The organism is Actinosynnema pretiosum (genome assembly GCF_002354875.1).
Lineage (GTDB): Bacteria > Actinomycetota > Actinomycetes > Mycobacteriales > Pseudonocardiaceae > Actinosynnema > Actinosynnema auranticum.
The window spans coordinates 4,361,104-4,387,638 of the sequence record NZ_CP023445.1 but is presented as its reverse complement, the minus strand read 5'-3'; the positions used below and the strand labels follow the sequence as shown (position 1 = coordinate 4,387,638).

The window sequence follows — 26,535 nt, the reverse complement described above, 5'->3', positions numbered from 1 at the left end:
CCGATGTCGGACCGGGGTGGCGGGTTACCCCAGGGCGGGGCGCTTCGCGCGCTCGACCCCACCAGGGGCGCGGTCCGGTGAAGCTGCTCGCTGCCGGGCGCGACGCGGACGTGTACGCGCTCGACGCCAACCGGGTGCTGCGCCGGTACCGGCGGGGCGGTGACGCCGCCGCCGAGGCGGAGCTGATGGGGCACCTCGCGCGGCACGCGTTCCCGGTGCCCGAGGTGTACCAGGCCAAGGGGCCGAACCTGGTGATGGAGCGGCTGTCCGGGCGGACGCTGCAGGCGGCGCTGCGGGCGGGCGACGCGGAGCCGGGGCTGGCGGGGCGGCTGCTGGCGGACCTGCACGCGCGGCTGCACCGGGTGCCGGGGCGGCAGGGGGACAAGGCGCAGCGGGTGCTGCACCTGGACCTGCGGCCGGAGACCGTGGTGCTCACGCCCAAGGGGCCGGTGGTGGTCGACTGGACGCGCGCGGGGGAGGGGCTGCCCGACCTGGACGTGGCGGCGACCGCGGTGGCGCTGGGGCAGGTCGCGGTGGGCGGGCAGGCGGGGGACGCGGCGCTGGCGCGCGCGGTGCTGCCGGTGTTCCTGGCGGCGGCCGGTGGGAACCCGGTGCGGCTGGTGGAGCAGGCGCTGGCGCTGCGGGGGGCTGATCCGAACCTGACGGTGCGGGAGTCGGTGGACCTGAGCGAGGCCGCTGCGCTGGTGCGGCGGACCTGAGACCTGTCCGGCGGTTGGCCAGGGGTGGGGTGGGCGCCGTGATTCCAATTGATTCCATGACTTCAGTGCTGATCGAAAGCAGACCTCCGGTGGGAGCCCTGGGCGCTGGCGCTGCCCTGAGTGCCGATGCCGCCGGGACGGACCCCGCTGCTTCCGCGCTGGTCCGGCTGGGTGCCGGTGTGCGGCTCGGTGGACCTGTTCCGGGGTGTTCGCCGGGGGCACACTGGGGGTGAGGACTTGGCGCGCTTCCCCCGCGTCGGGCGAGTGGTTCGCCGAGGGTGGGGGGCGCGCGTGTCCGGTGTGCGGGTGGCGCTGGCCGCGGTGGAGCGGGGGTGGCCGGTGATCCCGCTGCGGCCCGGTGGGAAGGCGCCCGTCCTGCGGGACTGGGACCGGCGGGCCACCGCCGACCCCGATCGGGTGCGCGCCTGGTGGGCCCGCGCGCCGTTCAACGTCGGCATCGCCTGCCGGGGGGCCGGGCTGCTGGTGGTGGACCTGGACGTCCCCGGCGGTCGCGAGGTGTTCGAGGGGCTCGGGTCCTGCCCGGTCACCTACCGCGTCGGCACGCCCAGCGGCGGCGAGCACCACTACTTCCGGGCCCCACCCGTCCGGCTCGGCAACTCCGCGGGCCGGCTCGGGCCGCGCGTGGACACCAGGGGCGTCGGCGGGTACGTGGTCGCGGCCGGGTCCGTGGTGCGGGGCGTCCGGTACCGGGTGCTGTGCGACGAGCCGGTGGCCCCCGCGCCCGAGTGGCTGGTCGCCGCCCTCGCACCGGTGCCACGGTTGCCCGCCGCGCCTGCGGTCACCCCGTCGTCGCGGCGGATCCGGGCCTACCGGGACGCGGTGGTGGCGGGGGAGGTCGAGCGGGTGCGCGGGGCGCTGCCGGGGACCCGCGCGCACGTGGTGTTCACGGCCGCGTGCAGGCTCGGGGAGCTGGTCGGCGCGGGGTGGTTGGGGGAGCGGCAGGCCGAGGAGTTGATCCTGGACGCGGCGGCGGGGCACGTCGGCGTGGAGGGGTGGACGGAGCGGGAGGCGGCCCGGCACGTGCGCAACGGGGTGGTGGCGGGCGCCCGGAGGCCGAGGGTGATTCCCGAGCAGAGGCGGGGGTAGACGAGGGCTGGGGAGCCGGAGCGCCCCCGCGTGCGCGGGGAAGACGCCGACCGGGCCGCACGCGCCGCGCTGCTGCTAGGACCACCCCCGCGTGCGCGGGGAGGACGCTTCCTGACCAGCGAGTTTCCTCGCCCAAGACGGCCTTTTTATTCGGTGCAGCCCAGTCCCGAAGTCAGACCCGCGCCCCCGCTCAAGCCACCCCGTCGCCCGACCCCGCCCCGATCCCGCCGTCACCCGCCCCAGCCCGGACCAGCGTCACCCCAATCCCCTCGACCAACCCCGCCGCCTCGTCCGACAGCTCGTCGTCCGTCACGATCGTGTCGATCTCCTCCAGCCGCAGCGCCCGGTACCGCGCGAACCGCCCGTACTTCGCGCTCCCCGCCACCAGCACCGACGTCGTCGCCGCGGCCAGCGCCGCCCGCTTCACGTCGACCTTCGCCTCCACCGGCGTGCTCACCCCGTGCTCGACGTCCCACGAGCTCGACGACAGGAACGCCACGTCCAGCGACAGCTCCCGCAGCGCCAGCGTCGCGAGCCGCCCGACCGTGGACCGGTTCGACACCTCCACCCGCCCGCCCAGGCAGATCAGGTCGACTCCGGGGTGGTCGCAGAAGTCGGCCACGGTCGCCAGGTCGTTGCTCACCACGGTCAGGTCCCGCGCCCCGTCCAGGAACGGCCGCATGGCCTGCACCGTGGTCCCGGCGTCCAGGTACACCGTCATCGAGTCGGTGACCATCGCGGCGGCGGCGCGGGCCATCGCGGTCTTCGCCGCCCGGTCGGAGCCGGTCTTCTCGGCGCGGTCCGGTTCGCGCAGCAGCCTGGTGGCGATCTTCGCGCCCCCCGGCGTCACCTCGACGCTGCCCAGCTTCTCCAGCGCGGCGATGTCCCTGCGGATGGTCATGTGGCTGACGCCGAGGAGCTCGGTGAGCTGGTGGTAGCTGAGCACCTGCGCCTGCCTGAGCCTGCGCAGGATCTCCTGCCGTCGCTGCTCCGGGATGAGCGGCGCCATCTGTTCAGTCAACTCCTCATCGGTCCGCGCGCCCGCCCCACGGGCTCGACCAGCGCCGCGACAGCTCGGCGATCGCGGTCGCGTCGAGCTCCCTGCGGGCCAGTCCGCTGGTCAGCAGGGTAATGCGGCAGGCCTCCTCCAGTTCCACGGCCCGGTCCACCGCCTCCGCAGGCCCGGCGCCCGCCACGACCGAACCGTGGTTGGCCAGCAGCGCCGCGCGCAGCTCCCAGGGGCACTCCAGCAGGTCCGCGCCGAGTCCGGGGTCGCCGGGGGCGCGGTAGGGCAGCAGCGGGGTCTGGCCGACGCGCATCACGAAGTACGGGGTGAGCGGCGGGACGGCGCTGTGCTCGGCCCACGGCTCCAGGCAGGCCACGGCGACGGCGGACGGGGAGTGCACGTGCACGACCGCGCGGTGCTCGGGGGAGCGGCGGTAGAACGCGACGTGCAGGGGCCACTCCTTCGAGGGACGTGCGCCGCCCAGGTGGGTTCCGCCCAGGTCCAGCACGGCGATGTCCTCGGGGCCCAGTTCGCCCAGGGGCACGCCGGTGCCGCTGAGCAGGACGCGGTCGCCGTCCAGGACGCTGATGTTGCCGCTGCTGCCGGGGCTGAGCCCGGCCTCGACCACGCGCGCGCCCGCCTCGGCGAGCTGTTCCGCCGCGCTCACGCGAGCGCGTCCCAGGCCGAGGTGAACAGGTCGTCGGGGCCGAAGTTGCCGCTCTTGAGCGCGAGCGCGATCTCGCGGCGGGTGGCGGTGGTGGCGGCGGCCCAGCAGATGCCGGGGGCGATCTCGGGCCCCACGCGCAGCACGCCGACCCCCAGGGCGCGCACGACCGCGCCGCTGGTCTCACCGCCCGCGACGAGCAGGCGCCGCACGCCCGACACGACCAGGCGTCGCGCGACTCCGGCCAGCACGGTCTCGACGGCCGGGGCGACGGGCAGGCCGTCGACCTCGGGGACCAGGTCGGCGGCGTCGGCGGTGCTGTAGATGACCGGCACCGAGTCCGCGGGTTGCTGGACGGCCCACGCGGAGATCCGGTCGACTTCGAGGTCCGGGGTGCGCACGGCGGCCACGGGGTCGACGCGCAGACCGGGCTGCGTCCGCGTGGCGTCGGCGACCTGGCGGCGGGTCGCGGTGGAGGCGCTGCCGCACAGCACGGCCCGCCGCCCGCTCGCCGGGGCCGTCCACCGGCCGGTGTCGCCGTGCGGGTCGGGAAGGCCGAGCGCGAGCCCGGAACCGCCGCTGACCACCACGTCCTCGGCGACGGCCGCGCCGATCACGGCCAGGTCGGCGTCGTCGACCGCGTCCACGACCACGTACCGGGCGGCGGTGGCCTCCAGCGCGGCGCGCAGGGCGTCCCGGCCGGAGCGCACCACGTCCAGGTGCGCCTCGGCCACCTCGTGCCGGGTCTGCGGGCGCAGCAGGTCGGCGACCCGCGACCGGGTCATGGGGGTGAGCGGGTGGTGGCGCATGGGGGAGTGCTCCAGCAGTTGCCCGTTCACGTGCAGCAGGCCCTCGTGGACCGTGCGACCGTTGGCGGGCAGCGGCGGCACGACCACGACGCGCGCCGCGCCCGCCCGGTCGGCCACCGCGTCGAGCACCGGGCCGATGTTGCCCTCGTCGGTGGAGTCGAAGGTCGAGCAGTACTTCACGTACACCCGCCGCGCGCCCCAGGCGAGCAGCCGCTCGTGGGCGGCGCGGGTGGCGGCGACGGCCTCGTCGACGGGCGCGGTGCGGGACTTGAGCGCGATGACGAGCGCGTCGAGCCCGGCTCGGACCCGTTCGCCGGGGTCGTGGTCCTCGATCGCGACCGCGACCCGGTGTCCGTTGCGGCGCAACATGATCGCGAGGTCTGTCGCGCCGGTGAAGTCGTCGGCGATGGCTCCCAGCATGGGCACATCACACACGATGTGAAAATTTGGTGCAAGTTTGTACAAAAGTAGATGGTGTGCCTACAGTACGGCCCACCCCGGCTCCGAGCGGGGGAAGCGGCAGGCAGCGCGACGACGCGCGCCCAGATTGGAGCAACGGTGATCCACTCCCACGCCGTCCGGGACCGGGACCCGGTCAGGATCGCGCTGACCGGCGCGAACGGTGGTTACGGCCGCACGCTGCTGGCGCAGCTGCGGAGCACGCCCGAGCTGGTCCCCGCGCTGCTGGTCGAGCCGGACGCCGACGGGATGCGCCGCACCCTGGCCGAGCTGGGGCTCGACGCGGGCGCGATAACGGACGGGGCCGACGTCGACTGGTCGGGGGTCGACGTGCTGATCGAGGCCAGCGGGAAGGTCGCCGCGGGCACCGGCTACGCCACCGCCGCGCTGGAGCACGGCGTGCACGTGGTCATGGTCAGCAAGGAGGTCGACACCGTCGCGGGCGTCGCGCTAGCCGCGAGGGCCGCCGAGGCCGGGCTGCGCTACCTGCCCGGCGACGGCGACCAGCCCGCCAACCTGCTGCGCCTGCTCGACTGGGTGACCGCGACGGGCCTGGAGGTCGTCGCGATCGGCAAGTCCGGCGAGTACGACCTGGTCCTCGACCCGGCCACCGGCGTCGTCACCCAGGCCGGGGCGACCGTGCACGCGCCGGGCCTGGTCGACCTGCTCGACCTCGGCGCCGACGTCCGCGCCACGCTGGCCCGCCGCGCCGAGCTGGTCGCGGGCCTCAAGCGCTCGGCCGCCGCCGACCTGTGCGAGATGACCGTCGTCGCCACCCGCTGCGGGGCCGTTCCCGACCGCGAGGACCTGCACTACCCGGTCGCCCGCGTCACCGAGCTGGCCGACGTCTACGCCGCCCGCGAGCACGGCGGCCTCCTGGAGCGCTCCGGGGTGATCGACGTCTTCTCCGCGCTGCGCCTGCCCGACGAGGCCAGCTTCGCGGGCGGGGTGTTCGCGGTGGTGCGCACCGGCGACCCGGTCACCTGGGAGCTGCTGCGCGGCAAGGGGCACGTGGTCAGCCGCGACGGCCGCTACGCCTGCCTGTACTGGCCTTACCACGCGATGGGCGTGGAGACCCCGCTGACCGTGCACGCCGCCGTCGACGGCACCGGCCCCGCGCACGCGCCCAGCCCGTCCGTGCTGCTCGCCGCCAGGACCGCGACCGCGCTCGACGCGGGCACGGAGTTCACGGTCGCCGGGCACCACCACGAGATCGACGGCGTCACCCCGGTGGTGGTCGCCCCCGAGCCGGGCGCGGCCCCGTACTACCTGCTCGACGGCGCGCGGCTGCGCAGGCCCGTCGCGGCGGGCGAGCTGGTGCGCCTGGACGACCTGGAGGGCCTGGCCCCCGGACCGCTCGACGCGCACCTGTTCGCGCAGGCCCAGATCGCGCAGGCCCAGATCGCGCAGGCCCAGGTCGCGGCGGCGGCGACCGAGGGAGTCCAGGCGTGAACGCGGAGATCATCGCGCTGGTCGTGTTCGCGGCGGTCTTCGCGATCTCGGCCATCCGCAACGTGCACATGGGCGCCCTCGCCCTGGTCGCGGCCTTCGTCATCGGCATCGGCCTGGTCGGCGAGGACCTGGACACCGTCCTCGGCGGCTTCCCCGTCGACGCCCTGCTGATCCTGCTCGGCATCACCTACCTGTTCGGCATGGCCAGGGAGACCGGCACGATCGACTGGCTGGTCGACCGCTCGATCCGGCTCGTCGGCCCCAGGGTGGCGCTGCTGCCGTGGGCGATGTGGCTGATCGGCACCGCCGTCGCCTGCCTGGGCACCTCGCACGCCGCGTTCGCCGTCGTGCCGATCGCGATGTCGCTGGCCACCACGCACCGGATCAGCCCGACCCTCATGGGCATCGCCATGAGCTCGGCGATCGTCGGCGGCGCGCTGGCCCCGACCAGCATCAACGGCATCACGGTCGCCACCGTCGCGGAGAAGGCGGGCCTGCCGTACAGCACCGGGCTGATGTTCTTCCTGTCGGTCGGGGTGAACGCGCTGGTCGTGCTGGCCGCGTTCCTGATGTTCGGCGGCCGGGAGCTGATCCGCCGCTCCCGCGCCGGGGCGGACACGACCACCGCCGTCGACGAGTCCCCGCTCGTGCCGGTCACCCGCGTGCAGGTGACCGTGCTGGTCACCCTGTTCCTGCTGATCGCCGGGTTCTTCACGCTCACCGTGCTCGACGTGGACGTCAACCTCGGCGTGGTCGCCCTGACCCTCGCGGTGGCGCTGTCCCTGCTGTTCCCGGAGATCGGCCGCAAGGCGGTGTCCAAGGTCGACTGGGGCACGATCCTGCTGCTCGGCGGCATCCTGACCTACGTCGGCGTGCTCACCAGGCTCGGCGCGATCGACCAGCTCGGCGAGCTGGCCCGCTCGGTGAGCGCCCCGCTGGTCGCGGCGGTGGTGATCTGCGTGATCGCGGGCCTGGTGTCCGCGTTCGCCTCCACCATCGGCATCCTCGGCGCGCTCATCCCGCTGGCCGTGCCGCTGCTGGTGGACGGCGGCGGCCTGGAGGCCACCGGGTTCATCTACGCGCTGGCGATCTCCGCGTCCCTGGTGGACTGCGCCCCGTTCTCGACCACCGGCGCCACGATCGTGGCGTCGGCGGCCGAACCGGAGCGCCCGCTGCTGACCAGGCGGCTCACGGTGTGGGGCTTCGCGATGGTGCTGATCGGGCCGGCGTTCACGATCCTGACCATGGTCGTGCCGCAGTACCTGCTGTCCTGACCGGCTGCTGGACGTGCGACGAGGGGCCACCCGGTTCGCTCCGGGTGGCCCCTCGTCGCGTCCGAAGTCCTCAGGCCACGTACTCCGCCAGGTGCTCCCCGGTCACCGTCGCCCGGCTCGCCACCAGCTCCGCCGGGGTGCCCTCGAACACCACCCGCCCGCCGTCGTGCCCGGCCCCCGGCCCCAGGTCGATGATCCAGTCCGCGTGCGCCATCACCGCCTGGTGGTGCTCGATCACGATCACCGACTTGCCCGAGTCCACCAGCCGGTCCAGCAGCCCGAGCAGCTGCTCCACGTCCGCCAGGTGCAGCCCGGTGGTCGGCTCGTCCAGCACGTACACCTCACCGCTGCCCGCCATGTGCGTGGCCAGCTTGAGCCGCTGCCGCTCGCCGCCGGACAGCGTGGTCAGCGGCTGCCCCAGGCTCAGGTACCCCAGGCCCACGTCCGCGAGCCGCTTGAGGATCGCGTGCGCGGCGGGCACCCGCGCCTCGCCCTCGCCGAAGAACCCGAGCGCCTCGCCGACCGGCATGGCCAGCACCTCGCTGATGTCGCGCCCGCCCAGCCGGTGCTCCAGCACCTGCGCCTGGAACCGCTTGCCCTCGCAGTCCTCGCAGGTGCTCGCCACGCCCGCCATGATCGCCAGGTCGGTGTAGGTGACGCCCGCGCCGTTGCAGGTCGGGCAGGCGCCCTCGGAGTTCGCGCTGAACAGCGCGGGCTTGACCCCGTTGGCCTTGGCGAACGCCTTGCGGATCGGCTCCAGCAGCCCGGTGTAGGTGGCCGGGTTGCTGCGCCGCGAGCCCTTGATCGGGGCCTGGTCCACCGGGATCACCCCGTCCCGCTTGGCGAGCGAGCCGTGGATCAGCGAGGACTTGCCCGAGCCCGCCACGCCCGTCACGGCCACCAGCACCCCCAGCGGCACGTCCACGTCCACGCCCTTGAGGTTGTGGGTGGCCGCGCCCCGGATCTCCAGCCTCCCGCTGGCCGCGCGCACCGAGTCCTTGACCTTCGAGCGGTCGTCCAGGTGCCTGCCGGTGGTGGTGCCGCTGGCCCGCAGGCCCGCCACGTCGCCCTCGAAGCACAGCGTCCCGCCCGCCGAGCCCGCGCCGGGACCGAGGTCCACGACGTGGTCGGCGATCGCGATCACCTCGGGCTTGTGCTCCACCACCAGCACCGTGTTGCCCTTGTCCCGCAGCCGAAGCAGCAGGTCGTTCATCCGGCGGATGTCGTGCGGGTGCAGCCCGGCGGTGGGCTCGTCGAACACGTAGGTGACGTCGGTGAGCGAGGACGCCAGGTGCCGCACCAGCTTGACCCGCTGCGCCTCACCGCCGGACAGCGTGCCCGCCGGCCGGTCCAGGCTCAGGTAGCCCAGGCCGATCTCGGTGAACGAGTCCAGGGTGTGCCGCAGCTTCTCCAGCAGCGGCGCGATCGACGGCTCGGCCAGCCCGGCGACCCACTCGGCGAGGTCGCTGATCTGCATCGAGCACGCGTCGGCGATCGACTTGCCCGCGACCTTCGAGGACCGGGCCTCGGGGCTGAGCCGGGTGCCGTCGCACTCGGGGCAGGTGGTGAAGGTGACCGCGCGCTCCACGAACGCCCGCACGTGCGGCTGCATCGCCTCGACGTCCTTGGTCAGGAACGACTTCTGGATGCGGGGGATCAGGCCCTCGTAGGTCAGGTTGACGCCGTCGATCTTGATCTTCGTGGGCTCGCGGTGCAGCAGGTCGTGCATCTCCTTCTTGGTGAACTTCCGGATCGGCTTGTCCACGTCGAAGTAGCCGCACCCGGCGAAGATCCGCCCGTACCAGCCCTCGGTGCTGAAGCCGGGCACGGTCAGCGCGCCCTGCGCCAGCGACTTGGAGTCGTCGTAGAGCGCGGTGAGGTCGAAGTCGGTGACCGAGCCCCGGCCCTCGCAGCGCGGGCACATGCCGCCCAGCCGGTTGAACGTGGCCTTCTCGGACTTGGTGCGGTTGCCCCGCTCGACGGTGACCGCGCCGCTGGCGCGCACCGAGGCGGTGTTGAACGAGTACGCGCTGGGCGGGCCGATGTGCGGCTTCCCGAGGCGGCTGAACAGGATGCGCAGCATGGCGTTCGCGTCGGTGGCGGTGCCGACGGTGGAGCGCGGGTCGGCGCCCATGCGCTGCTGGTCCACGATGATCGCGGTGGTGATGCCGTCGAGCACGTCCACGTCCGGGCGGCCCAGGTTCGGCATGAAGCCCTGCACGAACGCGCTGTAGGTCTCGTTGATCAGCCGCTGCGACTCGGCGGCGATCGTGCCGAACACCAGGGACGACTTGCCCGACCCGGACACGCCGGTGAACACGGTCAGCCTGCGCTTGGGCAGCTCGACGTGGATGTCCTTGAGGTTGTTCTCGCGGGCCCCGTGCACGCGGATCAGGTCGTGCCCGTCGGCGGGGTGACCGGACGTCGGGGGCGTGGTGGCCTGCTGGGCTGCGGTGCGCTTGGCGGCGTTCACGGCGGTCATGCTAGGCCCGACCCCCGACACCCGCTTCTCCGTTCCTGATCGATCCGCAGGGGTTCCCGCCCCGCCCCTTGACAGGGCGGGAACCCCCAGGCTCTCTCAGTCCACCTCGGGGTGGTTCTCCACGTCGCACCACCGCAGCAGCCCGGCGATGCGCGGCTGCCCGTCGTGCCTCCACACCATCGACGCGCCGATCATCGCGCCGGGCGCGGCGATCCGGCTCGCGCCGAGCCCGGCCAGCTCCCGCGAGACCTGCCAGAACTCCTCGCCGACCGCGCCCAGCCCGACGTTCTGCAGGTGCTTCGCGTACGGCCGCACCGCGTCCACGGCGGCGGCCAGCGAGGGCACCACGACCAGCCGCGCCACCCGGTTGCCCGCGCCGCTGAGCGGCAGCAGCGCGTCGTCCAGCACGACGGTCCAGTCGGTGTCGCCCTCGGAGGCCCACACCCCGGCGTCCGCGCTGGACGCGGCGCGCCAGCCCGCCAGGAGCCTGCGGTGCTCGACGATCACCGCGTCCTCGCGCGGCACCTCGCCGGGCGGGAAGTCGGCGGCGGCGGCGCGCATCGCCTCGGCGACCCGGCCCGCGAGCGCGTTGGCCTCCTCGCGGCCTGCCTCCACCAGGTACACCTGCGGGGACAGGCAGGCGTGCTGGTTGAGCTCGCTGGTGTCGGCGGCGATGCGGCGGGCGACCTCGGCGGCGCCGTTCGCGGCGAGGTAGGCGCGCGAGATCACGCCGAACGAGAGCTTGTGGCCGTGCTGCTCGTAGATCTGGTGCGGGGCGACGCGGGCCCGGATCGCCGCGCACGCCTCGTCGCTGCCGTAGGCGATGACGGCGTCGGCCTGCGCCAGCGCGGCCGACTGGTTGGCCTCGTCGTCGCGGTCCCAGTAGAGCGCGACGACGGCGTCGGCGACCACCGGCTCGACCTCGCGCAGGGTGCGCAGGAACGCGGCGGTGAAGCTGGGCTCGCGGGCCGGGATCTTCGCGATCAGCGCGGACTTGACCAGCAGGGCGCGCACCAGCGAGCGCACCGGCAGGCCGGGGACGTTGCCGGAGAAGACCGCGAGGGTCACGCGCGGGCCGATCGCGGTGGTGCTGCCGCGCAGGCGCTCGTCGCGCTCGAAGCCGTCGAGCACCTCGGGGACGCCCAGCTCGCGCTCCAGCGCCGCCAGCAGGTGCTCGGCGCGCAGCCCGGACAGCTCGCCGTCCAGGGCGCGGTCGATGGTCTCCTCGGACATGCCGGTGATCGCGGCGGCCGAGCGGACGGTGTCGCGGCGCTCGGGGAAGTCGCGCTTGGCCCACAGCTCGGCCGCGGTGTCGAGGGCGGCGACGATCCGGCGCACCGGGAGGCGGCGCAGGGCCTCGTGGGCGCGGCGCAGGCCGTCGCCGGCCTCGGCCCAGTCCTGCGGGGTCGGGCGCAGGCCGTGCCACTCGCGGGCGCCCGAGCGCAGGGTGAAGCGCTCCAGCGCGTCGGTGGCCAGCCAGGACGGCTGGAACGACACGTCCGGGGTTGGCTCGGTCGCGGTCACGGCGGTGAAGTCGTCCACAACGGCGGTGGTGGTGGCCACGGTCAACGTCCTCCGGTCATCTCGTCCAGCGACAGGGAGCAGCCGCGGCTCGCGGCTCCGGCGACGCGGCCCGCGATGGCCACGCCCTCGGGGGAGCCGATGCCGACGTCACCGGTCAGCACCGCGCACGGGCGGTCGAGCAGGCACAGGTCGGTGACCTCCACCAGGCCCCGGCCCTCGGTGATCAGCTCGCGGGTGCCGGAGGCGCGCAGCCGCGCCCCGCCCCAGGGCCGCCACGCCTTCGGGCTCTCCCCGAGCGGGCCGAGCCGGGTGGGGGAGGCGTTGAACAGCTGGTGGGCCAGCTCGGTCATGCCGAAGATGTTGTCGAACTCCACGACGCCGAAGACCTCGGTGAGGGTGGCGCGCAGCTGCGGGACGGCCATGACGCGGGAGCGGCCCTTGAAGCCGCCGCCGTCGACCACCTTGGAGCCGGGCGGCAGCTCCCAGGAGCGGCCCAGCCCGCGCAGCGCGTCGCAGACGTTGACGAACGCGAAGGTGGCGCCGACCATCACCACGGGCGCGCCCTCGGCGACGGCGGCGTCGAGCATGGCGGTGAGCTTGTCCAGCTCCATGCCGTTCGGGCCGATGATCGACCCGCTCAGCTCGGGCGCGCCGACCTCCTCCTCGATGCGGGCCATGTCGAACGCGATGGCCATCGCGGGCTGGTCTTCCTCGGTCGGGGCGAAGCGGATCACGGCGGTGCGCCCGGCGCCGGTGGCGACGTTGAGCTTGGCGCCCGCCGTGACGGCTAAGCGCTTGAGCTCCAGGCCGAGCTTGGTGTAGCGGACCTCGCCGCGCGTGCTGCCGGTGGTGCCGCTGGTGCGGAACACGCGCACGGGGGTCTCGTCGGGGAACAGGTGCGGGCCGCCGGACTTGTAGGCGACGTCGGGGATGCCGATGCCCCTGCCGTTCTGCCGCCAGTAGCGGGCCACCTCGGGTGAGTTGGCCTCCGCGAGTTCGAGGAGCTGGTCGTGGATGGACTCGGGGTCGCCATCGCCGTCGACCAGCAGGGTCGCGATCTCCTCGAACAGCCGTCCCACGTACGGATCGTCGTGGGCAACGGTCATCGACTGCCTCCAGGGAGCGGGGGTCCGCGCGGGGGCGCGGACAGGGGTGTGTGCGGGGGATAAGTGCAGCTCGCCGTGCGTTTCCGCCCCCCTGGACCGCTGCGGCGCGGGCAAGCTACCAGCGGCCGGGAACCCGCAACAAGGCGGCGAGCGGCGGTGGCGGTGCGGGCTGCCGAAGGGGGGTGGCGACCGGGTGCGGCGGGTGCCCGGCGGCTGGTTCACGGTGGCTGCGCAAACGGGCGGACGGGGTGTTACCCGCGATTCCGGTCAGTGGATTCTGTGACCCCGGTCACAAATTCTGCGGGTGTTCACCTGGCGAACAGCCTGGCACCACCGGCCCCCCTCGGCGGTACCACTTTCCTCGCCCCGCAAAGCCGCGGGGGCGGCGACCGTGTCCGGTCGCCGCCCCCGTGGCCCGTGCTGCGCGTTCGGGTCCGCCGGACCGTCCTAATCGGACAGCGGCTTGCCCTTGTCGTCCGTCCTCGGGGACGGCTTGCCGTCCCCGTCGGCGCCCTCGCCGCGGTCCGCGGAGATCGCGGCCGGCTCCAGCCCGGACTCCACGTGCTTGCTGCGCCCGGTGAAGCTCACGTGGGCCTCGTTGCGCATCCGCTCCACCATGTGCGGGTAGTGCAGCTCGAAGGCCGGGCGCTCGCTGCGGATGCGGGGCAGTTCGGTGAAGTTGTGCCGGGGAGGCGGGCAGGAGGTCGCCCACTCCAACGAGTTGCCGTAACCCCACGGGTCGTCCACGGTCACGCGCTCGCCGTAGCGGTAGCTCCTGAAGACGTTCCACAGGAACGGCAGCGTCGAGGCGCCGAGCAGGTACGAGCCGATCGTGGAGATGATGTTGAGCGTGGTGAACCCGTCCGCGGCCAGGTAGTCCGCGTACCGGCGCGGCATCCCCTCGTTGCCCAGCCAGTGCTGCACCAGGAACGTGGCGTGGAAGCCGATCATCGTGGTCCAGAAGTGCCAGCGCGCCAGCCCCTCGTCCAGCATCCGCCCGGTGATCTTGGGGAACCAGAAGTAGATGCCCGCGAAGGTCGCGAACACGATGGTCCCGTAGAGCACGTAGTGGAAGTGGGCGACCACGAAGTAGGTGTCGGAGACGTGGAAGTCGAGCGGCGGGGAGGCCAGCAGCACGCCGGACAGACCGCCGAACAGGAACGTGACCAGGAACCCGACGCAGAACAGCATCGGGGACTCGAAGGTCATCGTCCCCTTCCACATGGTGCCGATCCAGTTGAAGAACTTGACACCGGTCGGCACCGCGACCAGGAAGGTCATGAACGCGAAGAACGGCAGCAGCACGGCGCCCGTGGCGTACATGTGGTGCGCCCACACCGCGATCGACAGCGCCGCGATCGACATGGTCGCCCACACCAGACCGCGGTAGCCGAAGATCGGCTTGCGGGAGAACACCGGGATGATCTCCGACACGACGCCGAAGAACGGCAGCGCCAGGATGTACACCTCGGGGTGGCCGAAGAACCAGAACATGTGCTGCCACAGCACGACGCCGCCGTTGGCCGGGTCGAACACGTGCGCCCCGATCAGCCGGTCCGCCAGCAGGCCGAAGCCCGCCGCCGTCAGGATCGGGAACACCACCAGGATCAGCACGCTGGTCACGAGGATGTTCCAGGTGAAGATCGGCATCCGCCACATGGTCATGCCGGGGGCCCGCAGGCACACGATCGTGGTGATCATGTTGACCGCGCCGAGGATGGTGCCCAGACCGCCGACCGCGAGGCCGACGATCCACATGTTCGCGCCGGCGCCCGGCGAGTAGTTCGCCAGCGACAGCGGGGTGTACGCGAACCAGCCGAAGTCCGCCGCGCCGCCGGGCGTCAGGAACCCGCCGAGCATCAGCAGGCCGCCGAAGAGGAACAGCCAGTACGAGAACGCGTTCAGCCGCGGGAAGGCGACGTCCGGCGCGCCGATCTGGAGCGGCAGGATGAAGTTGGCGAACGCGAAGACGCTCGGGGTGGCGTACAGCAGCAGCATCACCGTGCCGTGCATGGTGAACATCTGGTTGTACTGCTCGTTGGACAGGAACTGCAGTCCGGGAACGGCCAGCTCGCTGCGGATGAGCATTGCCATCGCACCGCCGACCATGAAGAAGAAGAACGTCGTGACGAGGTACATCACGCCGATCTGCTTGTGGTCGGTGGTGTGGAACAGCCGCAGCAGCGCCGCCCCCTTCGAACCCCGTGTCGGGGGGCTCTGGTGGACGTCGACGGGTGTCGGGGACAGCGCAGTCACGATCTCTCCTGATTCGGTGTGATCAACCTCGGCTCAGGTTCGTCGCGCGCGCGTGGGGGCGGACAGGGCACAAAGTCACCGGAGGGCGGGGACCATGGTCATCGCGCGCCGCGCGGTGGCGCCGGGGACGCGGCTCTTCGCACCAAACCGGCTGCGGCCGGGCGGCCCAACGGGCACACTCGTGCGGTGCCGTCCAAGAGCTCGGGTGCGAGGGTTCTCGCGATCATCGGGACAGTCCTGCTGGGACTGCTCGCGCCACTGGCGTTCCTCTACTCGGTGATGGCGTTCACCCCGACCGGGAGCTGCACCGGCTCGTCCGGCGGCGGCGCGTGCGCGCACGGCGGGGCGCCGATGGTGATCGGGATGGTTGGGGTGGCGGTGTTCGCGCTGGTGGGGTTCGTGGGGACATGGGCGGGGCGGGGGGCGCCTCGGGCGGGGATGCCGTACGCGGGGATCGCGGGGGTGGTGGTGTCGGTGTACCTCGCGTCGTCGATCATGGCGATGCGCTAGCGCCGCCGCTCCCCGCTGGGGGCGGGGGCGGCGGCGCTGGGCGCGGTGGGTGAGCCCTCAGTCGCGCCCGGTGGCGCCGGGGGAGGGGCCGTCGGGCCCCGAGCCGTTCGGCGAGGCGCCGTTGGCCGACGGCCCGTGCCCGTTCACGCCCGCCCCGCTCAGCGCGTCCTCGGCGGGGGCGTTCCCGGCCTGCTCGGCGGGGGTGTCCTCGGCGTCGTCGGAGGGCGCCTCGGGCGTTTCGCGCTCGTCCACCAGCCCGTAGCGCTCCCGCATCCGCTCGGCCCGCTCCGGGTGCTTCAAAGCGTCCAGGAGATCTGAGGACTTCGCCCCGAACAGCGTGCCGCCGGGCTCGTCGGGCTCCGGCAGCAGGTCCACGACGCTGGCCTCGCCGTCCGCGTCCACCACGAACCCGGCGGGCTCGGGCGCCGCGACCGGCTCCGCTCCGAGGACCTCCTGCTCGCCCCGCACCGCCGAGGACAGGCGCGCCAGCGGGTCGACCACGTCGACGGCTTTCGGCACCGCGTTCCGGTTGTTGGCCAACCACCACAGCAGCGCGTCGCCGGAGCTGGACAGCACCTCGTGCTCGAAGTAGTCCCGCACCTCCCGCTCCACCTCGACCTGCCGCTTCCACACGTGGTGCTCCTGGTGGGTCGTGCGCGCCTCCCGCAGACGCGCCCGCTCAGCCTCCGGGGTGCGCAGCACCACCCCGGTCGCCCACACGTCCACCAGATCGCGCCCGTCCCGGTGGACCTCGCCCAGCGCCGAAGCCAGGAGGTGACCGGCGACCTCGTCGTCCGGGGCGACGCGCGAGGCGAACGCCCGTGCCCTGAGCAGCACCGACTCCACCGCCAGCGCGCCAGGGTCGGCGTGCGGGACGTCCGGGGTGGCCCGCCAGTGCGCCACGCAGGTGAACTCGAGCGGGAACTCGGGGAGCGCGCTGGGCAGCACCACGCCGTTCAGCTCCTTGCTGGACAGCACGGGCGCGGCGGCCTCTTCCGCGGCCTGCTGCTCCTCGGCTTCCGCCGCGGCGCGCTGGACCTGGGCCATCCGATGCGCGTCGGCAGCCACGGCGTGCTGACGCTCCTGCTCCGACTGCCGCTCGTTCTGCCGGTGGATCGTGATCACGGCCCCGGCCACCAGACAGAGCAGGCACAGCAGGATCACCGGCGCGGGCCACCCCGTGCTCACCCCGGTGAAGAAGAGCAGCAGTGCCACCGCCCCGCCCGAGATGGCGGGGATGTTCTTCTCGGTCACGCCTCTTCCTTCTCATCGGCCACACCCAGTGCGGCGTCGACGTGCTCCAGCAGCACCGCGGCGCTCGCCGCGCCCGCGTGCCTCCGTGCGCACAGGTACAGCCGGTCCATCAACCCGATCCGCAGGTCGCAGGCCTCCACCAGCACTTCGGGCGTCCGCCGCGCCCACTCCGCCACGACCTCGGCGGGCAACCGCTCGACGTCCAGCGCGAGCAGTCGCCGCCACACCCGGACCAGGGCGTCGCGCGACCCGTGCGGCACCCGCAACCCGAGCAGCTGACGCGAGTCCTCGAGCTTCGGCTGCTGCACCTCGTGCGCCAACCGGTTCAGCAGCCAGCGCTCCAACCTGCGCTCGCGCACCAGCTCCCGCAGCGCCGCCCCGGCGGACAGGCGCACCTCCGCGTCCGGGTGCCTGGCCAGGTGGTGCAACCGCACCAGCGCGGGCCGTGGCCGCAGCGGCGCGATCTCCCCCACGCACACCTCGACCAGCGCCAGCGCGTGGGCGGTCGAGGTGCTGGTCGACTTGGCCTGCTCGTACACGTGCTTGCGGAAGTCCCCACCGAGGTGCGGGTCGGCCAGCCCGCCCGCCAGGACCGGGATCGCCAGTTCCGGGTGCGCCTCGCCCCAGCTCGCCGCCAGCCCGATCAACTCGGGCGCGATCCCCGAGACCAGCGCCTGCTCGGTGAACCGCTCGGCCAGCACCGCGCCGTCGGGACCGCTGAGCACCGCGGTCTCGGCCACCCAGGTGAGCAGCGTCCCGTGCAGGTGCGGGAAGTAGGTCCAGAAGTGCTCCCGCAGCGCGCGGGCCACCGTGGGGCGGGTGAACGCGACCGCCCGCTCCCGCTCCGCGATCCCGAGCTCGGCCAGCTGTCCGGGCAGGTACGGGCTGTGCAGCGGCTCCTCGGCTTGCGGGACCCCGAGGAGGTGGCGCATCGCCACGTCGGCGGCGGACACCACCTCCAGCGGGGCCCCGTCCAGGAACGCGGTGGCCACCAGCAGCGACCGCTCGTGACTGCCGGTGTGCTCCGCGAACAGGGTGCGCGCGTGCTCGTTCCGCTGCTGCCAGCCCGTGACCGCCTCCGCGAGCCACCGCTCCGGCGACAGCGCAGGACCCGCCGCGCGCGCCACCAGCACGAGCCTGGCCAGCTCGGCCGCGTCGTGCACCGATGCCCGAGCCAGGTACGCGGCCTGGGCCTTGGACAACGACCGGGGCAGCTCGACCCCCTCCGGGCGCAGGTGCGCGGCCAGCACCTCCCGCGCGGACGGGGGCGGCAGTTCCACCACCAGCGGTCGCAGCGACGCGGCCAGAAGTCTGAGCTGCGAGTCGCGCACGACCACCACCAGCCGGGCGCCAGACCCCTCGACCAGCGCCCGGTGGTTCTCCAGGTTCCCGCCCAGTGCGCGCAGGCGCTCCTCGGAGGTCTCGGTCAGGTCCAGCAGCAGCCGGTCCTCGACGTCCAGCTCGGACGCCCGAAGGCCCTGACCGTCCTCGTTGTGGTCGGACAGCTCCCGCAGCCTGCTGACGCCGAGCCTGCCGCCTTCGGTGAGCAGCATGAGCGCGGCGGTGCGCGCCCCCGCGCCCTCGGGTGCGGCCAGCACCACCACACCGGGGCGGTCCAAGGCGTTCACGCGGAACCCGGCGGGCGGGGCGAACCGCGCGGCCAGCCAGTCCACCTGCCCCCGAGCGACCAGCCAGGGCGCGCGGGGCGGGCGGACGTGCTGGAAGAAGTTGTACTGGGCCCCCGACCCGCTGTGGTGGTAGTTGTCGCGGTTGATCTCGTAGTGCGTCACGGCTCGCGGTGCTCCCCGCGCCGGTCGTCGTACCGCTTGACGTCGCTCCGGTTGAACTGGGGGCCCGACCCGCTGTGGTGGTAGTTGTCGCCGCGGGTGTTGTAGGTGTCCCTGCGCTGTTCCGCGTTTACCGGTCCGTGGGCGGAACCTATCTGAAGGACGGTTCCCGCAGTGGTGCCGTTGACGGTGTTGTTGTAGACGTGCGCGCCCGCCTCGGGCGCGGGCATGGCCGCCGTGCTGCCGGAGGCGGTGGGAGTCGGGTCGAACCCGTTCTTGAGCAGGTCTCCGGAAGGACGGGGGACCCTGAGGTAGACGGTGTCCTGGTAGGTCTTCACCGTCACCGGGATCGCGACGTAGTCATCCTCCGTCTCGCCGGAGTAGCCGCTCATGACGGCGTCCTCGTAGGCCCTCGGGGACACCGCCGCCGCGACCTTGGTCAGCGGGCCGGAGCGGGACAGCAGGTCCCGCACCGGATCGCAGTTCAGCAGTCGGTTCAGCTCGATCCTCGCCGTGCCGGTGCCGGTCGCGTTCGGCCCGGCGTCGGTGATCGGGCCAGTCGTGACACTGACCCGCATCCGCAGACCCGCAGGCTTGGCGTCCACCTGCTCCCGGTAGTCCAGCTCGTCCTGGAGCGCGCCCAGGAAGGGGTTGAGCAGGTGCGGCAGGAAAGCCGTGGGGAAGACGGCGGCGTAGCCGTCCCCCGAGGTCTCGCGCGCCTGCTGCTGCTCCCACAGCCAGGTCAGCCCGCACCGCTCGAACGCGGCCTCCAGGATCCTGGGGATCGCCTCGGCGATCTTCGGGTAGTCGACCGCCTTGCGCCCGCTGAAGTCCTTGACGTCCACCTCCAGCATCGCGCGGTAGGCGGGGAGGGGCTTCGGTTCCCGTGCCGTCGCACGGGTGTCACTCGTGTGATCCACGTGGGGCAGATTTTCGCGATTTCAGCGCGCCCATCATCCGCAGCCGGAGGAATTGAGCGTGTCGCGGGTCACACTCCGGCTGCCTGGTGCAGCGCCTCCCTGTCACCGAGCACCAGGTGGCCCCGCTCGACCAGCGCCCCCTTGGCTCGCAGCCGCTTCACGTGCTCGGCGACCGTGCTCGTCCGGATGCCCAAGGAGTCGGCGATCTCCTGCTGGGTGAAGGGGACGCGGTTCGGATCCGCGATGCTCGGGTCCGCCAGGGCCGCCAGCTCGAGCACCAGCCTGGCGATCTTGCGCTCGGGCTTGAAGTGCACCAGCCGCAGCTTGTAGGGCCCCGCTTGGGCCAGTTTCAACGCCATGTACTCGCGCAGCAGGCTGTCCGAGAGCTTTCCCAGGCTGGACTGGAGCGCGCCCCACTCCAGCCGCACCGCCTCGCAGGAGTCCACGGCCTGCACGCTCGCGGTGCGCTCCCCGTTGTGCGGAGCGGCGATCTCGCCCACGAGATCACCCGCGCCCCGCAGCGCTATCAGGGCCTCTTTGCCGTCCTGCGTGCTCTGCACCACCTTCACCCGGCCCGCGACCAGCGCCAGCACCGAGGTTCCCCGGAAGCCCTGGCGCAGCAGCCGCTCACCCTTCCGGTACTTCCACAGCACCCCGGCTTCCCGCAGCCCCTGCCACCCCGGCTCGCCCAACAACCGCCGAAAACCCCGTGATTCCGTTGATCCCGCGATCACCGCACGTGCATATCGCATCCCCGCCGTCACCGGAACGCCCCCGCGCGCCCGCCACACGACCGGACTACTGTCCACTCCCGTGCCCCGCACCCGCCTCTACCGGCACGGCGTCCTCGAAGCCGAGGGGTTCGACCCCCGCGAGGCCGCCGGCCTCCGGCGCGGGGACGGCGCGCTGGTCTGGATCGACCTCCTCGCCCCCGACCCCGACCTCCTGCGGCGGGTCGGCGAGGAGTTCGGGTGGCACGTGCTCGCGGTCGAGGACGCGGTCGAGCCGCACGAGCGGCCCAAGTTGCACGAGTACGACACGCACCGGCTCCTCACCGCCTACGCCGTCCGGCTCGGGGACGACGGGGCGCTGTCCACCGCCGGGATCACCGCCTTCGCCACCCCCGACGTCCTCGTCACCGTCCGGCCCGACGACGCCTTCGACATCGACGCCGTCGTCGAGCGCTGGGACGCCACCACGCACCTGGCCGCCAGCGGCGTCGGGTACCTGCTGCACGGGCTGCTCGACTACGCCGTCGACACCCACTTCGACGCCGTCCAGGCCCTCGACGGGCGGATCGAGGGGCTGGAGGACCTGGTGTTCGCCGACCAGGACCGGTCGGGGCCGGGGAGCCGCGACGCCGACGTCCAGCGCCAGGCGCTCGCCCTGCGCAAGTCCCTGGTCGCGCTGCGTCGCGTCGTGCTGCCCATGCGCGAGCTGGTCAACACCCTCGTCCGCCGCGACCACGACCTCGTCGACACCCGCATGGCCCCCTACTACCAGGACGTCTACGACCACGTCCTGCGCGCCGCCGAGTGGACCGACTCGCTGCGCGACCTGGTCGCCACCGTCCGCGAGACCCAGCTCAGCATCCAGGCCAACCGGCTCAACCTGGTCATGAAGAAGGTCACCGGCTGGGCCGCCGTCATCGCCGTCCCGACCGCGATCACCGGCTACTTCGGCCAGAACATCCCCTTCCCCGGCTTCGAGCAGCCCTGGGGCTTCTGGACGTCCACCGCCGCGATCGCGATCGGCGGCCTCGGGCTCTATTCGCTGTTCAAGCACGAAGACTGGTTGTGACCGCCTACCCTCCTCCACTGTGGACACAGCTATCACCTTCACCGGGGAGACCCGCGAGCCGACCGGGGACGAGAAGACCTTCGCGGCGGTGCTCGACGCGCAGCTACCGGGCATGTCCTACCGGTTGCGCAGCGACCCCGACGGCTCCCCGTGGCTGCTGGTCGTCCTGGAGCTGGGCGGCGGCGGCACCACCGCGACCCTGCGCCTGGACTACGACGCGTCCGGCCTGCGCGCCGGCTGGGGCCCCGCCTCGGCCGACCAGGGCCGGGCCGAGAGCGCGGGCGTGGACGTGACCAGCCTCGACGGGCTCAAGTGGGACTCCGACGGGTCCTCGCCGGAGATGGTGGCGCTGCTGGCCGTCGACTGGTTCGAGTCGCCCAAGCACAACTCGGCCGCCTGACCCGGCGCAGGGTGCGCCCTGCCCGAGGACGCGGAGGAGCGGAGAAGCGGAGGAGCGCGTGCCCAGGTACCTGGCGGCCCACCACTACGGCATGGGATCGCTGTGGTGGTGGATCACGGCGGACTCGGCCGAGCAGGTCGAGCGCGAGCTGAGCGAGGTGTGGGTCGAGGACGACCCCGACACCCTCGCGCGGGCGCTGGGCGCCACCGGCGTCGACGAGGTCGACCTGTCCTCCGAGGTGCTGCCCGCACCGCTGGACTCCATGCGGGAGCAGCGGCGCGAGCAGCGGCGGGACCCCCTGTTCGGCGCGCTGGCCGCGCGGGGGACCGTGCACCTGAGGACGCCTCCCGTCGAGGGCGACGAGGAGCTGGGGGAGTGGCTCGTCGAGATCGGCGGGGACGGGTACCGCACCCGCCAGGTCGTGCTCCTGCCCGACGGGCGGGCGCTGCGCACCGACGACTGGCCGTTCAACCCGCCGTACGACCTGCACGACCCCGAGCTCGCCCGGCACGAGATCACCGCCGAGGAGTTCGAGCGCGAGTGGGACCGGGCCGTCCCCGACCCCGACGCGCTCTAGCCCGCACCCGCACCGGCGCCGCGACGCGCACCAGCGTCGCGGCGCCCCGGCGCGCTCACCCCTGCTCGGCCCACCACCGCCGCCCCGCCTCGGGCAGCGAGCGGATCGGGTCGTAGTACGGGTACCGCCGGTCCAACGCCTCCGCGTCGTCCAGCTCGATCCCGGTGCGGTAGTTCTTCGTCCAGTACGACACCCCGCGCTCCCGGTCGTACTCCTGCACCTGGTGCACCCACCGCTTGCCCACGTACGGCACGTCGCACACGATCCGCGGCGTCGCGTACCCCGGCAGGTAGCCCATGATCGCGTGCTGGAGCTCCTGCGCCTCCCGCACCGCGACCCGCCAGTGCTCGGCGTTCGGGATCATGTCGCACATGTAGAAGTAGTACGGCAGCACCCCGGCCTCGCCCTGCAGCGCGAAGCACAGGTCCAGCAGGTCCGTCGCGGTCGCGTTCACCCCGCGCATCAGCACCCCCTGGTTGCGCACGTCCCGCACGCCCACCGCGAGCGCCGTCCGCGCCGCCTCCGCCACCAGCGGCGTCACCGAGTTGGCGTGGTTGACGTGGGTGTGGATCGCCAGGTTCACCCCGCGCCGCGCCGCCGTGCGCGCCACCCGCTCCAGGCCCTCCACCACCTGCGGCTGCAACCAGTGCTGCGGCAGCCCGGCCAGCGCCTTCGTGGCCAGCCGCACGTCCCGCACGGTCTCCACGCCCAGCAGCCGCATCAGGAACGACTCCAGCTGCGGCCACGGCACGTTCGCCACGTCGCCGCCGGAGACCACCACGTCCCGCACGCCCGGCGTGGTCCTCAGGTACTCCACGATCCGGTCCTGCCGGTCCACCGGCTTGAGCGCGAGCTTGTGCTTGGCGACCTGCGGCGTGGAGTTGCCGACCAGGTCCATGCGGGTGCAGTGCCCGCAGTACTGGGGGCAGGTGGACACCAGCTCGGCCAGCACCTTCGTCGGGTAGCGGTGGGTCAGGCCCTCCACCACCCACATCTCGGCCTCGTGCAGCGAGTCCCGCGAGGAGTGCGGGTGGCTCGGCCAGTCCGGGTCGCGGTCCGAGCGCACCGGCAGCATGTAGCGGCGCACCGGGTCGGCGTAGAAGGCCTCGGTGAAGTCGCCGCCCTCCTCCAACCGGGGCACGACCGTGTTGAGCATCTGCGGCGGCAGCAGCATCGACATGGTCGCCAGCTGCTCCTGGTCGGCCTCCAGGTCGGCGTAGAACCGGTCGTCGACCAGGTCGCCCAGGACCGCGCGCAGCTGCTTGGCGTTCTTCACGCAGTGCGCGCGCTGCCACTGGGCGTCGCGCCACTGCCGGGCGGTCACGTCCCGCCAGCCCGGTAACCGCCGCCAGTCCGGCTCGACCAGCTCGTCCCTGCGGTAGGCGTAGGGCTGCGGCCCCGCGCCGACCGCGTTCGCGTCGTGGAGCGCAGTCATCTGTCCTCCTCAGTCGCGAGATGGCGATAAACCATGCTGACAGAGGGCGGGTTTGGCGTAAATATTTCGCCGGGGAGCGTTTCGGGGTGTTCGTGCGTTGTGGGGGTATGCGCGTGTTCGCCTTGCTGTTGGTCGCCGTGGGGGTCGAGATCGCCACCCTGGTGGCGGTGACGGTCAACCTCGGGTTCCTGCCCACGCTCGGCCTGCTGATCCTCGGCGGGGTCGCGGGCTCGTTCCTGCTGCGGCGGGAGGGGGCGCGCAGCATGGCCGCGTTCAACGAGGCCCTGCGCAACCGGCGCGAGCCGCACGAGGAGGTCGCGGACGGGGTGCTGCTGGTCGCCGCCGGGCTGCTGATCGTGCTGCCGGGCTTCCTCAGCGACGTCGCGGGCCTGCTGCTGCTCCTGCCGCCGGTGCGGCGCGCGGTGGGGGCGCGGATCGCCCGCCGCTCGCGCGAGCGCGCCGCGAACGCCGTGCTCAACCAGCGCTTCGGCAGGCCGCCGGGCGCGGGGAACGTCGTGGTCGACGGCGTGATCATCGACCTGGGCGGGCAGGCGGGCGCGCCCCGGCCGCGCTCGGGGAGCGGGCCGCTGGGCGGCAACGCGATCGAGGGCGTGGTGATCGACTCGCGGGTGGTCGACGGGCCCTCCGGAGACTCGGGTCCCAGCACCCGTTGAGCCTGTTCCCGCACGTCAGGCCCCGCCCGCGGTTCGGGTGGGGCCTGACGTGCGTCCGGGGGCGCTCAGCCGGGGACGGGGTGGGCCGCACGTGGTCGAACACCCGGTCCCCCGAGGGGCCCTCGTCGGTCGCGCACCAGTGGTGGCAGCGGACCGAGCAGCAGGTCGCGCACCGGGTCCGGCGCGAGGTCGCCGCGCAGCTCGCCGCGCGCCACCCCGCGCCGCACGACCTCGGCGACCAGCGCGTGCCGCCCGGCCGGGAACCGCTCGTGCAGCCCCGGCTCCGGGGCGCGCCCTGCCTCGGCGTGCACCGCGGGCAGCACCCACGACAGGGCGTCCAGCAATGTCGTCGCCAGCACCCGCAGGTCCTCGCGCGCGCTGCCGGTGTCCGGGTCGGGCATCGGGGCGACCGACTCGGCGAGCACGTGCGCGACCAGGTGCAGCCTGGTCGGCCACCGCCGGTGCAGCGCGGGGCGGCTCACCCCGGCGCGGGCGGCCGGTCGCGGCTGTGCCAGACCGCGCTGGCCGGGGTCGGGCCGCACGCCGTCACGCACGTGGGGCGACCCGGCCTCCTCACCCCGCGCGCTCGCGCAGCTGCTCGACCAGCAGCGCGTTCTCGGCCGTCGCCGCGGCGGTGGGGGCCAGTCCGAGCTCGGCGATCGTCCCCCGCAGGAACCGCCGCAGCCCGGCCGCGACCAGCCCGTCCGGCATCGCCCGCAGCGCGCGGTACCCGAGCGGCGCCACCGGGGTCGGCGCGGCGGTCAGGTTCGCCTTGATCCGGCGGGCCAGCGCGAGGACCGCGTCCCGGTCGCCTGCCAGCTCCGCCGGGCCGCCCGCCGCGTCCACCGCCTGCCCGAGCGGCGCGACGAACGAGGCGTGGGTGGCCAGCCAGGCGTCCACCCCTGGTTCGGCCCGCGCGGGCAGCCCCGCGCCGCGGAACACCCGCACCACCTCCTTCAGGCGCGGGGTCACCCGCCCGTCCGGCTCGCCGACCGGCATCGTGACCAGGCGGGTCAGCGGCGTCTCGGCGCGGTGGCGCAGCACGTCGTCGACCACCCGGCCGCCCGCCGCGGGGAAGCCGAGCAGCACCCGCTCCGGCCCGAGCGCCTTCACCAGCGGCCCCGGCCCGGCCGCCCAGTTGGCCAGGAGCGCCACGTCGCCCCCGGTGTCCACCAGCGAGTCGAGCACCGGCCCGACCTGGTGCGCGCGCACGATCACGACGGTCAGGTCGTACCCGCCGCCCGGCTCGTCGACCACCCGCACCGGCACCGACCGGACCTCGGCCCGGCCCTCCTGCGCCAGCCGCACGCCGTGCGCGCGCACCGAGGCCAGCCGCGCGCCCCTGGCCAGCAGTGACACCTCGTGCCCCGCCTCGTGCAGCCTGGCGGCGAACAGGCTGCCCAGCGCGCCCGCCCCGTAGACCAGAAGCTTCACGGTCATCCCCTTCCACGCGGTCGGTCAAACGACCGTTTGACTCAAACGACCGTATGATAACCACGTGGACGCCCCCGACACCCGCACCCAGCTCCTCGACGCGGCCGAGCGCCTGTTCGCCGAACGCGGCTTCGCGGGCGCCTCGGTCCGCGCCATCACCGACCTGGCCGGGGCGAACCTGGCCGCCGTGAAGTACCACTTCGGGTCGAAGGCGGACCTGCTCACCGCGGTGGTGCGCCGCGTCGTCGACCCGATCACCGCCGCGCAGTCCGCGGGCCTGGACCACCTGCTGGCGCTGCCCGACCCGCCGACCGCCGCCGACCTCGTGGAGGCGTTCGCGGGCCCGCTGTTCGACGGGATGGCCGAGGGCGATGAGAGCAGGTCGCGGCTGGTCGTGGCGATCGTCTGCGATCCGGCCGAGGAGATGCGCGGCTGGACCGGGCCCGCGGAGGACGAGGTGCGCGCGCGCTACCTGGCGGCGTTCGGCCGGGCGCTGCCGGGGCTGACCCTCGACGAACTGGCGTTCCGGCTGCGCAGCGTGCTCGCGGTGACGGCGGTGGACCGGGTCGGGGCGGCGAACGGGGACACCGATCCCGAGTGCGGGCCGTCCGGGGGTGGGTCATCCGGAGGTGGGCGGGCGCGGCGGTGGGTGATCACGTTCCTGGCGGCGGCGATGAGCGCCCCGGCGACCGGGGCTCGCTAGGGGGGCGCTGGACCACCCCCGCTTGTGCGGGGAAAACACTTGTTGACCAGCGAGTTCAAGCGCTCAAAGGGTCATTTTGATTCGGTTCGTCGCAGTCTCGATTTCCCTGGCCGGTACCGCGACTAGAGCCTGGCGTGCCCAGCGTCGCTCATCATCGCCCACGCCCCGGCGCCCCCCCACCCC

The 26,535-nt window shown here is 73.5% G+C and carries 24 protein-coding genes; 10 read left to right on the top strand and 14 right to left on the bottom strand.

Annotated features, from left to right (window positions below; all coding sequences use genetic code 11):
- Window positions 1-77 precede the first annotated feature (77 nt).
- The gene (locus CNX65_RS18695) at window positions 78-719 is read left to right on the top strand and encodes a phosphotransferase (RefSeq protein ID WP_096494808.1); all 642 of its coding nucleotides are present in this window, start codon (window positions 78-80) and stop codon (window positions 717-719) included.
- Between the two features lie 291 nt (window positions 720-1,010).
- The gene (locus CNX65_RS18690) at window positions 1,011-1,826 is read left to right on the top strand and encodes a bifunctional DNA primase/polymerase (protein ID WP_096494806.1); all 816 of its coding nucleotides are present in this window, start codon (window positions 1,011-1,013) and stop codon (window positions 1,824-1,826) included.
- Between the two features lie 190 nt (window positions 1,827-2,016).
- Here the strand turns inward: CNX65_RS18690 and CNX65_RS18685 are convergent, their stop codons facing one another.
- From CNX65_RS18685 to otnK, 3 genes are read right to left on the bottom strand one after another with little or no spacing between them, the layout of a single operon-like run.
- Entirely contained in the window at window positions 2,017-2,847 is an 831-nt protein-coding gene (locus CNX65_RS18685; RefSeq protein WP_232519903.1) for a DeoR/GlpR family DNA-binding transcription regulator, read from the bottom strand.
- A gap of 4 nt (window positions 2,848-2,851) precedes the next feature.
- Window positions 2,852-3,499, bottom strand: coding sequence for a class II aldolase/adducin family protein (locus tag CNX65_RS18680; protein ID WP_096494802.1), 648 nt, complete (start codon window positions 3,497-3,499; stop codon window positions 2,852-2,854).
- Window positions 3,496-4,725 carry a 3-oxo-tetronate kinase gene (otnK, locus tag CNX65_RS18675; protein WP_198320625.1) on the bottom strand — a complete coding sequence of 410 codons (1,230 nt, stop codon included), beginning with the start codon at window positions 4,723-4,725 and terminating at the stop codon, window positions 3,496-3,498. Before otnK ends, CNX65_RS18680 begins: the two co-directional genes overlap by 4 nt.
- A 138-nt stretch (window positions 4,726-4,863) precedes the next feature.
- Here otnK and CNX65_RS18670 point away from each other — a divergent pair, with 138 nt between their 5' ends.
- Together CNX65_RS18670 and CNX65_RS18665 are read left to right on the top strand one after the other, a co-directional pair.
- Complete coding sequence (locus tag CNX65_RS18670; RefSeq protein WP_096494798.1) at window positions 4,864-6,216, top strand: homoserine dehydrogenase; 1,353 nt, start codon at window positions 4,864-4,866, stop codon at window positions 6,214-6,216.
- Complete coding sequence (locus CNX65_RS18665) at window positions 6,213-7,490, top strand: ArsB/NhaD family transporter (protein WP_096494796.1); 1,278 nt, start codon at window positions 6,213-6,215, stop codon at window positions 7,488-7,490. The genes CNX65_RS18670 and CNX65_RS18665 overlap by 4 nt, the downstream gene beginning before the upstream one ends.
- Window positions 7,491-7,560: 70 nt before the next feature.
- Here CNX65_RS18665 and CNX65_RS18660 read toward each other — a convergent pair whose 3' ends face one another.
- The 4 genes from CNX65_RS18660 to ctaD form a co-directional block, all read right to left on the bottom strand.
- Entirely contained in the window at window positions 7,561-9,972 is a 2,412-nt protein-coding gene (locus tag CNX65_RS18660; protein ID WP_096494794.1) for an ATP-binding cassette domain-containing protein, read from the bottom strand.
- Window positions 9,973-10,068: 96 nt separating this feature from the next.
- Window positions 10,069-11,535: an acyl-CoA reductase gene (locus tag CNX65_RS18655; protein ID WP_232519902.1), complete on the bottom strand. Its 1,467-nt coding sequence runs from the start codon at window positions 11,533-11,535 to the stop codon at window positions 10,069-10,071.
- 2 nt (window positions 11,536-11,537) lie between these two features.
- Complete coding sequence (locus tag CNX65_RS18650) at window positions 11,538-12,602, bottom strand: LuxE/PaaK family acyltransferase (protein WP_096494790.1); 1,065 nt, start codon at window positions 12,600-12,602, stop codon at window positions 11,538-11,540.
- A 447-nt stretch (window positions 12,603-13,049) separates the two neighbouring features.
- Window positions 13,050-14,858 carry an aa3-type cytochrome oxidase subunit I gene (gene ctaD, locus CNX65_RS18645; protein ID WP_096494788.1) on the bottom strand — a complete coding sequence of 603 codons (1,809 nt, stop codon included), beginning with the start codon at window positions 14,856-14,858 and terminating at the stop codon, window positions 13,050-13,052.
- Between the two features lie 186 nt (window positions 14,859-15,044).
- Between ctaD and CNX65_RS36245 the strand changes: the two genes are divergently transcribed.
- Complete coding sequence (locus tag CNX65_RS36245; RefSeq protein WP_096494786.1) at window positions 15,045-15,368, top strand: hypothetical protein; 324 nt, start codon at window positions 15,045-15,047, stop codon at window positions 15,366-15,368.
- Between the two features lie 57 nt (window positions 15,369-15,425).
- On the opposite strand, the gene CNX65_RS18635 is transcribed toward CNX65_RS36245, so the two are convergent.
- The 4 genes from CNX65_RS18635 to CNX65_RS18620 form a co-directional block, all read right to left on the bottom strand.
- Entirely contained in the window at window positions 15,426-16,622 is a 1,197-nt protein-coding gene (locus CNX65_RS18635) for a hypothetical protein (protein ID WP_096494784.1), read from the bottom strand.
- A complete protein-coding gene (locus CNX65_RS37895; protein ID WP_096494782.1) occupies window positions 16,619-18,412 on the bottom strand; it encodes a hypothetical protein in 1,794 nt (597 codons plus the stop codon). The genes CNX65_RS18635 and CNX65_RS37895 overlap by 4 nt, the downstream gene beginning before the upstream one ends.
- Window positions 18,409-19,263: a hypothetical protein gene (locus CNX65_RS18625; protein ID WP_096494781.1), complete on the bottom strand. Its 855-nt coding sequence runs from the start codon at window positions 19,261-19,263 to the stop codon at window positions 18,409-18,411. Before CNX65_RS18625 ends, CNX65_RS37895 begins: the two co-directional genes overlap by 4 nt.
- A gap of 134 nt (window positions 19,264-19,397) precedes the next feature.
- Window positions 19,398-20,021, bottom strand: coding sequence for a Crp/Fnr family transcriptional regulator (locus CNX65_RS18620; protein WP_177154274.1), 624 nt, complete (start codon window positions 20,019-20,021; stop codon window positions 19,398-19,400).
- 121 nt (window positions 20,022-20,142) lie between these two features.
- Here CNX65_RS18620 and CNX65_RS18615 point away from each other — a divergent pair, with 121 nt between their 5' ends.
- From CNX65_RS18615 to CNX65_RS18605, 3 genes are read left to right on the top strand one after another with little or no spacing between them, the layout of a single operon-like run.
- Window positions 20,143-21,129 carry a magnesium transporter CorA family protein gene (locus tag CNX65_RS18615; RefSeq protein WP_096494777.1) on the top strand — a complete coding sequence of 329 codons (987 nt, stop codon included), beginning with the start codon at window positions 20,143-20,145 and terminating at the stop codon, window positions 21,127-21,129.
- A gap of 19 nt (window positions 21,130-21,148) precedes the next feature.
- The gene (locus tag CNX65_RS18610; RefSeq protein ID WP_096494775.1) at window positions 21,149-21,529 is read left to right on the top strand and encodes a hypothetical protein; all 381 of its coding nucleotides are present in this window, start codon (window positions 21,149-21,151) and stop codon (window positions 21,527-21,529) included.
- A 58-nt stretch (window positions 21,530-21,587) separates the two neighbouring features.
- A complete protein-coding gene (locus CNX65_RS18605) occupies window positions 21,588-22,106 on the top strand; it encodes a hypothetical protein (protein ID WP_198320505.1) in 519 nt (172 codons plus the stop codon).
- Between the two features lie 55 nt (window positions 22,107-22,161).
- Here the strand turns inward: CNX65_RS18605 and CNX65_RS18600 are convergent, their stop codons facing one another.
- Window positions 22,162-23,541, bottom strand: coding sequence for a KamA family radical SAM protein (locus CNX65_RS18600; RefSeq protein WP_096494773.1), 1,380 nt, complete (start codon window positions 23,539-23,541; stop codon window positions 22,162-22,164).
- 107 nt (window positions 23,542-23,648) lie between these two features.
- On the opposite strand from CNX65_RS18600, the gene CNX65_RS18595 reads away from it, so the two are divergent.
- Window positions 23,649-24,215, top strand: a complete 567-nt coding sequence (locus CNX65_RS18595; protein ID WP_218180547.1) for an FxsA family protein — start codon at window positions 23,649-23,651, stop codon at window positions 24,213-24,215.
- A 65-nt stretch (window positions 24,216-24,280) separates the two neighbouring features.
- On the opposite strand, the gene CNX65_RS18590 is transcribed toward CNX65_RS18595, so the two are convergent.
- Both CNX65_RS18590 and CNX65_RS18585 read right to left on the bottom strand, forming a co-directional pair.
- Window positions 24,281-24,769 carry a TetR-like C-terminal domain-containing protein gene (locus tag CNX65_RS18590; RefSeq protein WP_232519901.1) on the bottom strand — a complete coding sequence of 163 codons (489 nt, stop codon included), beginning with the start codon at window positions 24,767-24,769 and terminating at the stop codon, window positions 24,281-24,283.
- A gap of 19 nt (window positions 24,770-24,788) precedes the next feature.
- On the bottom strand, window positions 24,789-25,655 hold the full coding sequence (locus tag CNX65_RS18585) for a ketopantoate reductase family protein (protein WP_218180546.1): 867 nt from the start codon (window positions 25,653-25,655) through the stop codon (window positions 24,789-24,791).
- A 58-nt stretch (window positions 25,656-25,713) separates the two neighbouring features.
- On the opposite strand from CNX65_RS18585, the gene CNX65_RS18580 reads away from it, so the two are divergent.
- On the top strand, window positions 25,714-26,352 hold the full coding sequence (locus CNX65_RS18580) for a TetR/AcrR family transcriptional regulator (RefSeq protein ID WP_096494769.1): 639 nt from the start codon (window positions 25,714-25,716) through the stop codon (window positions 26,350-26,352).
- Window positions 26,353-26,535 lie beyond the last annotated feature (183 nt).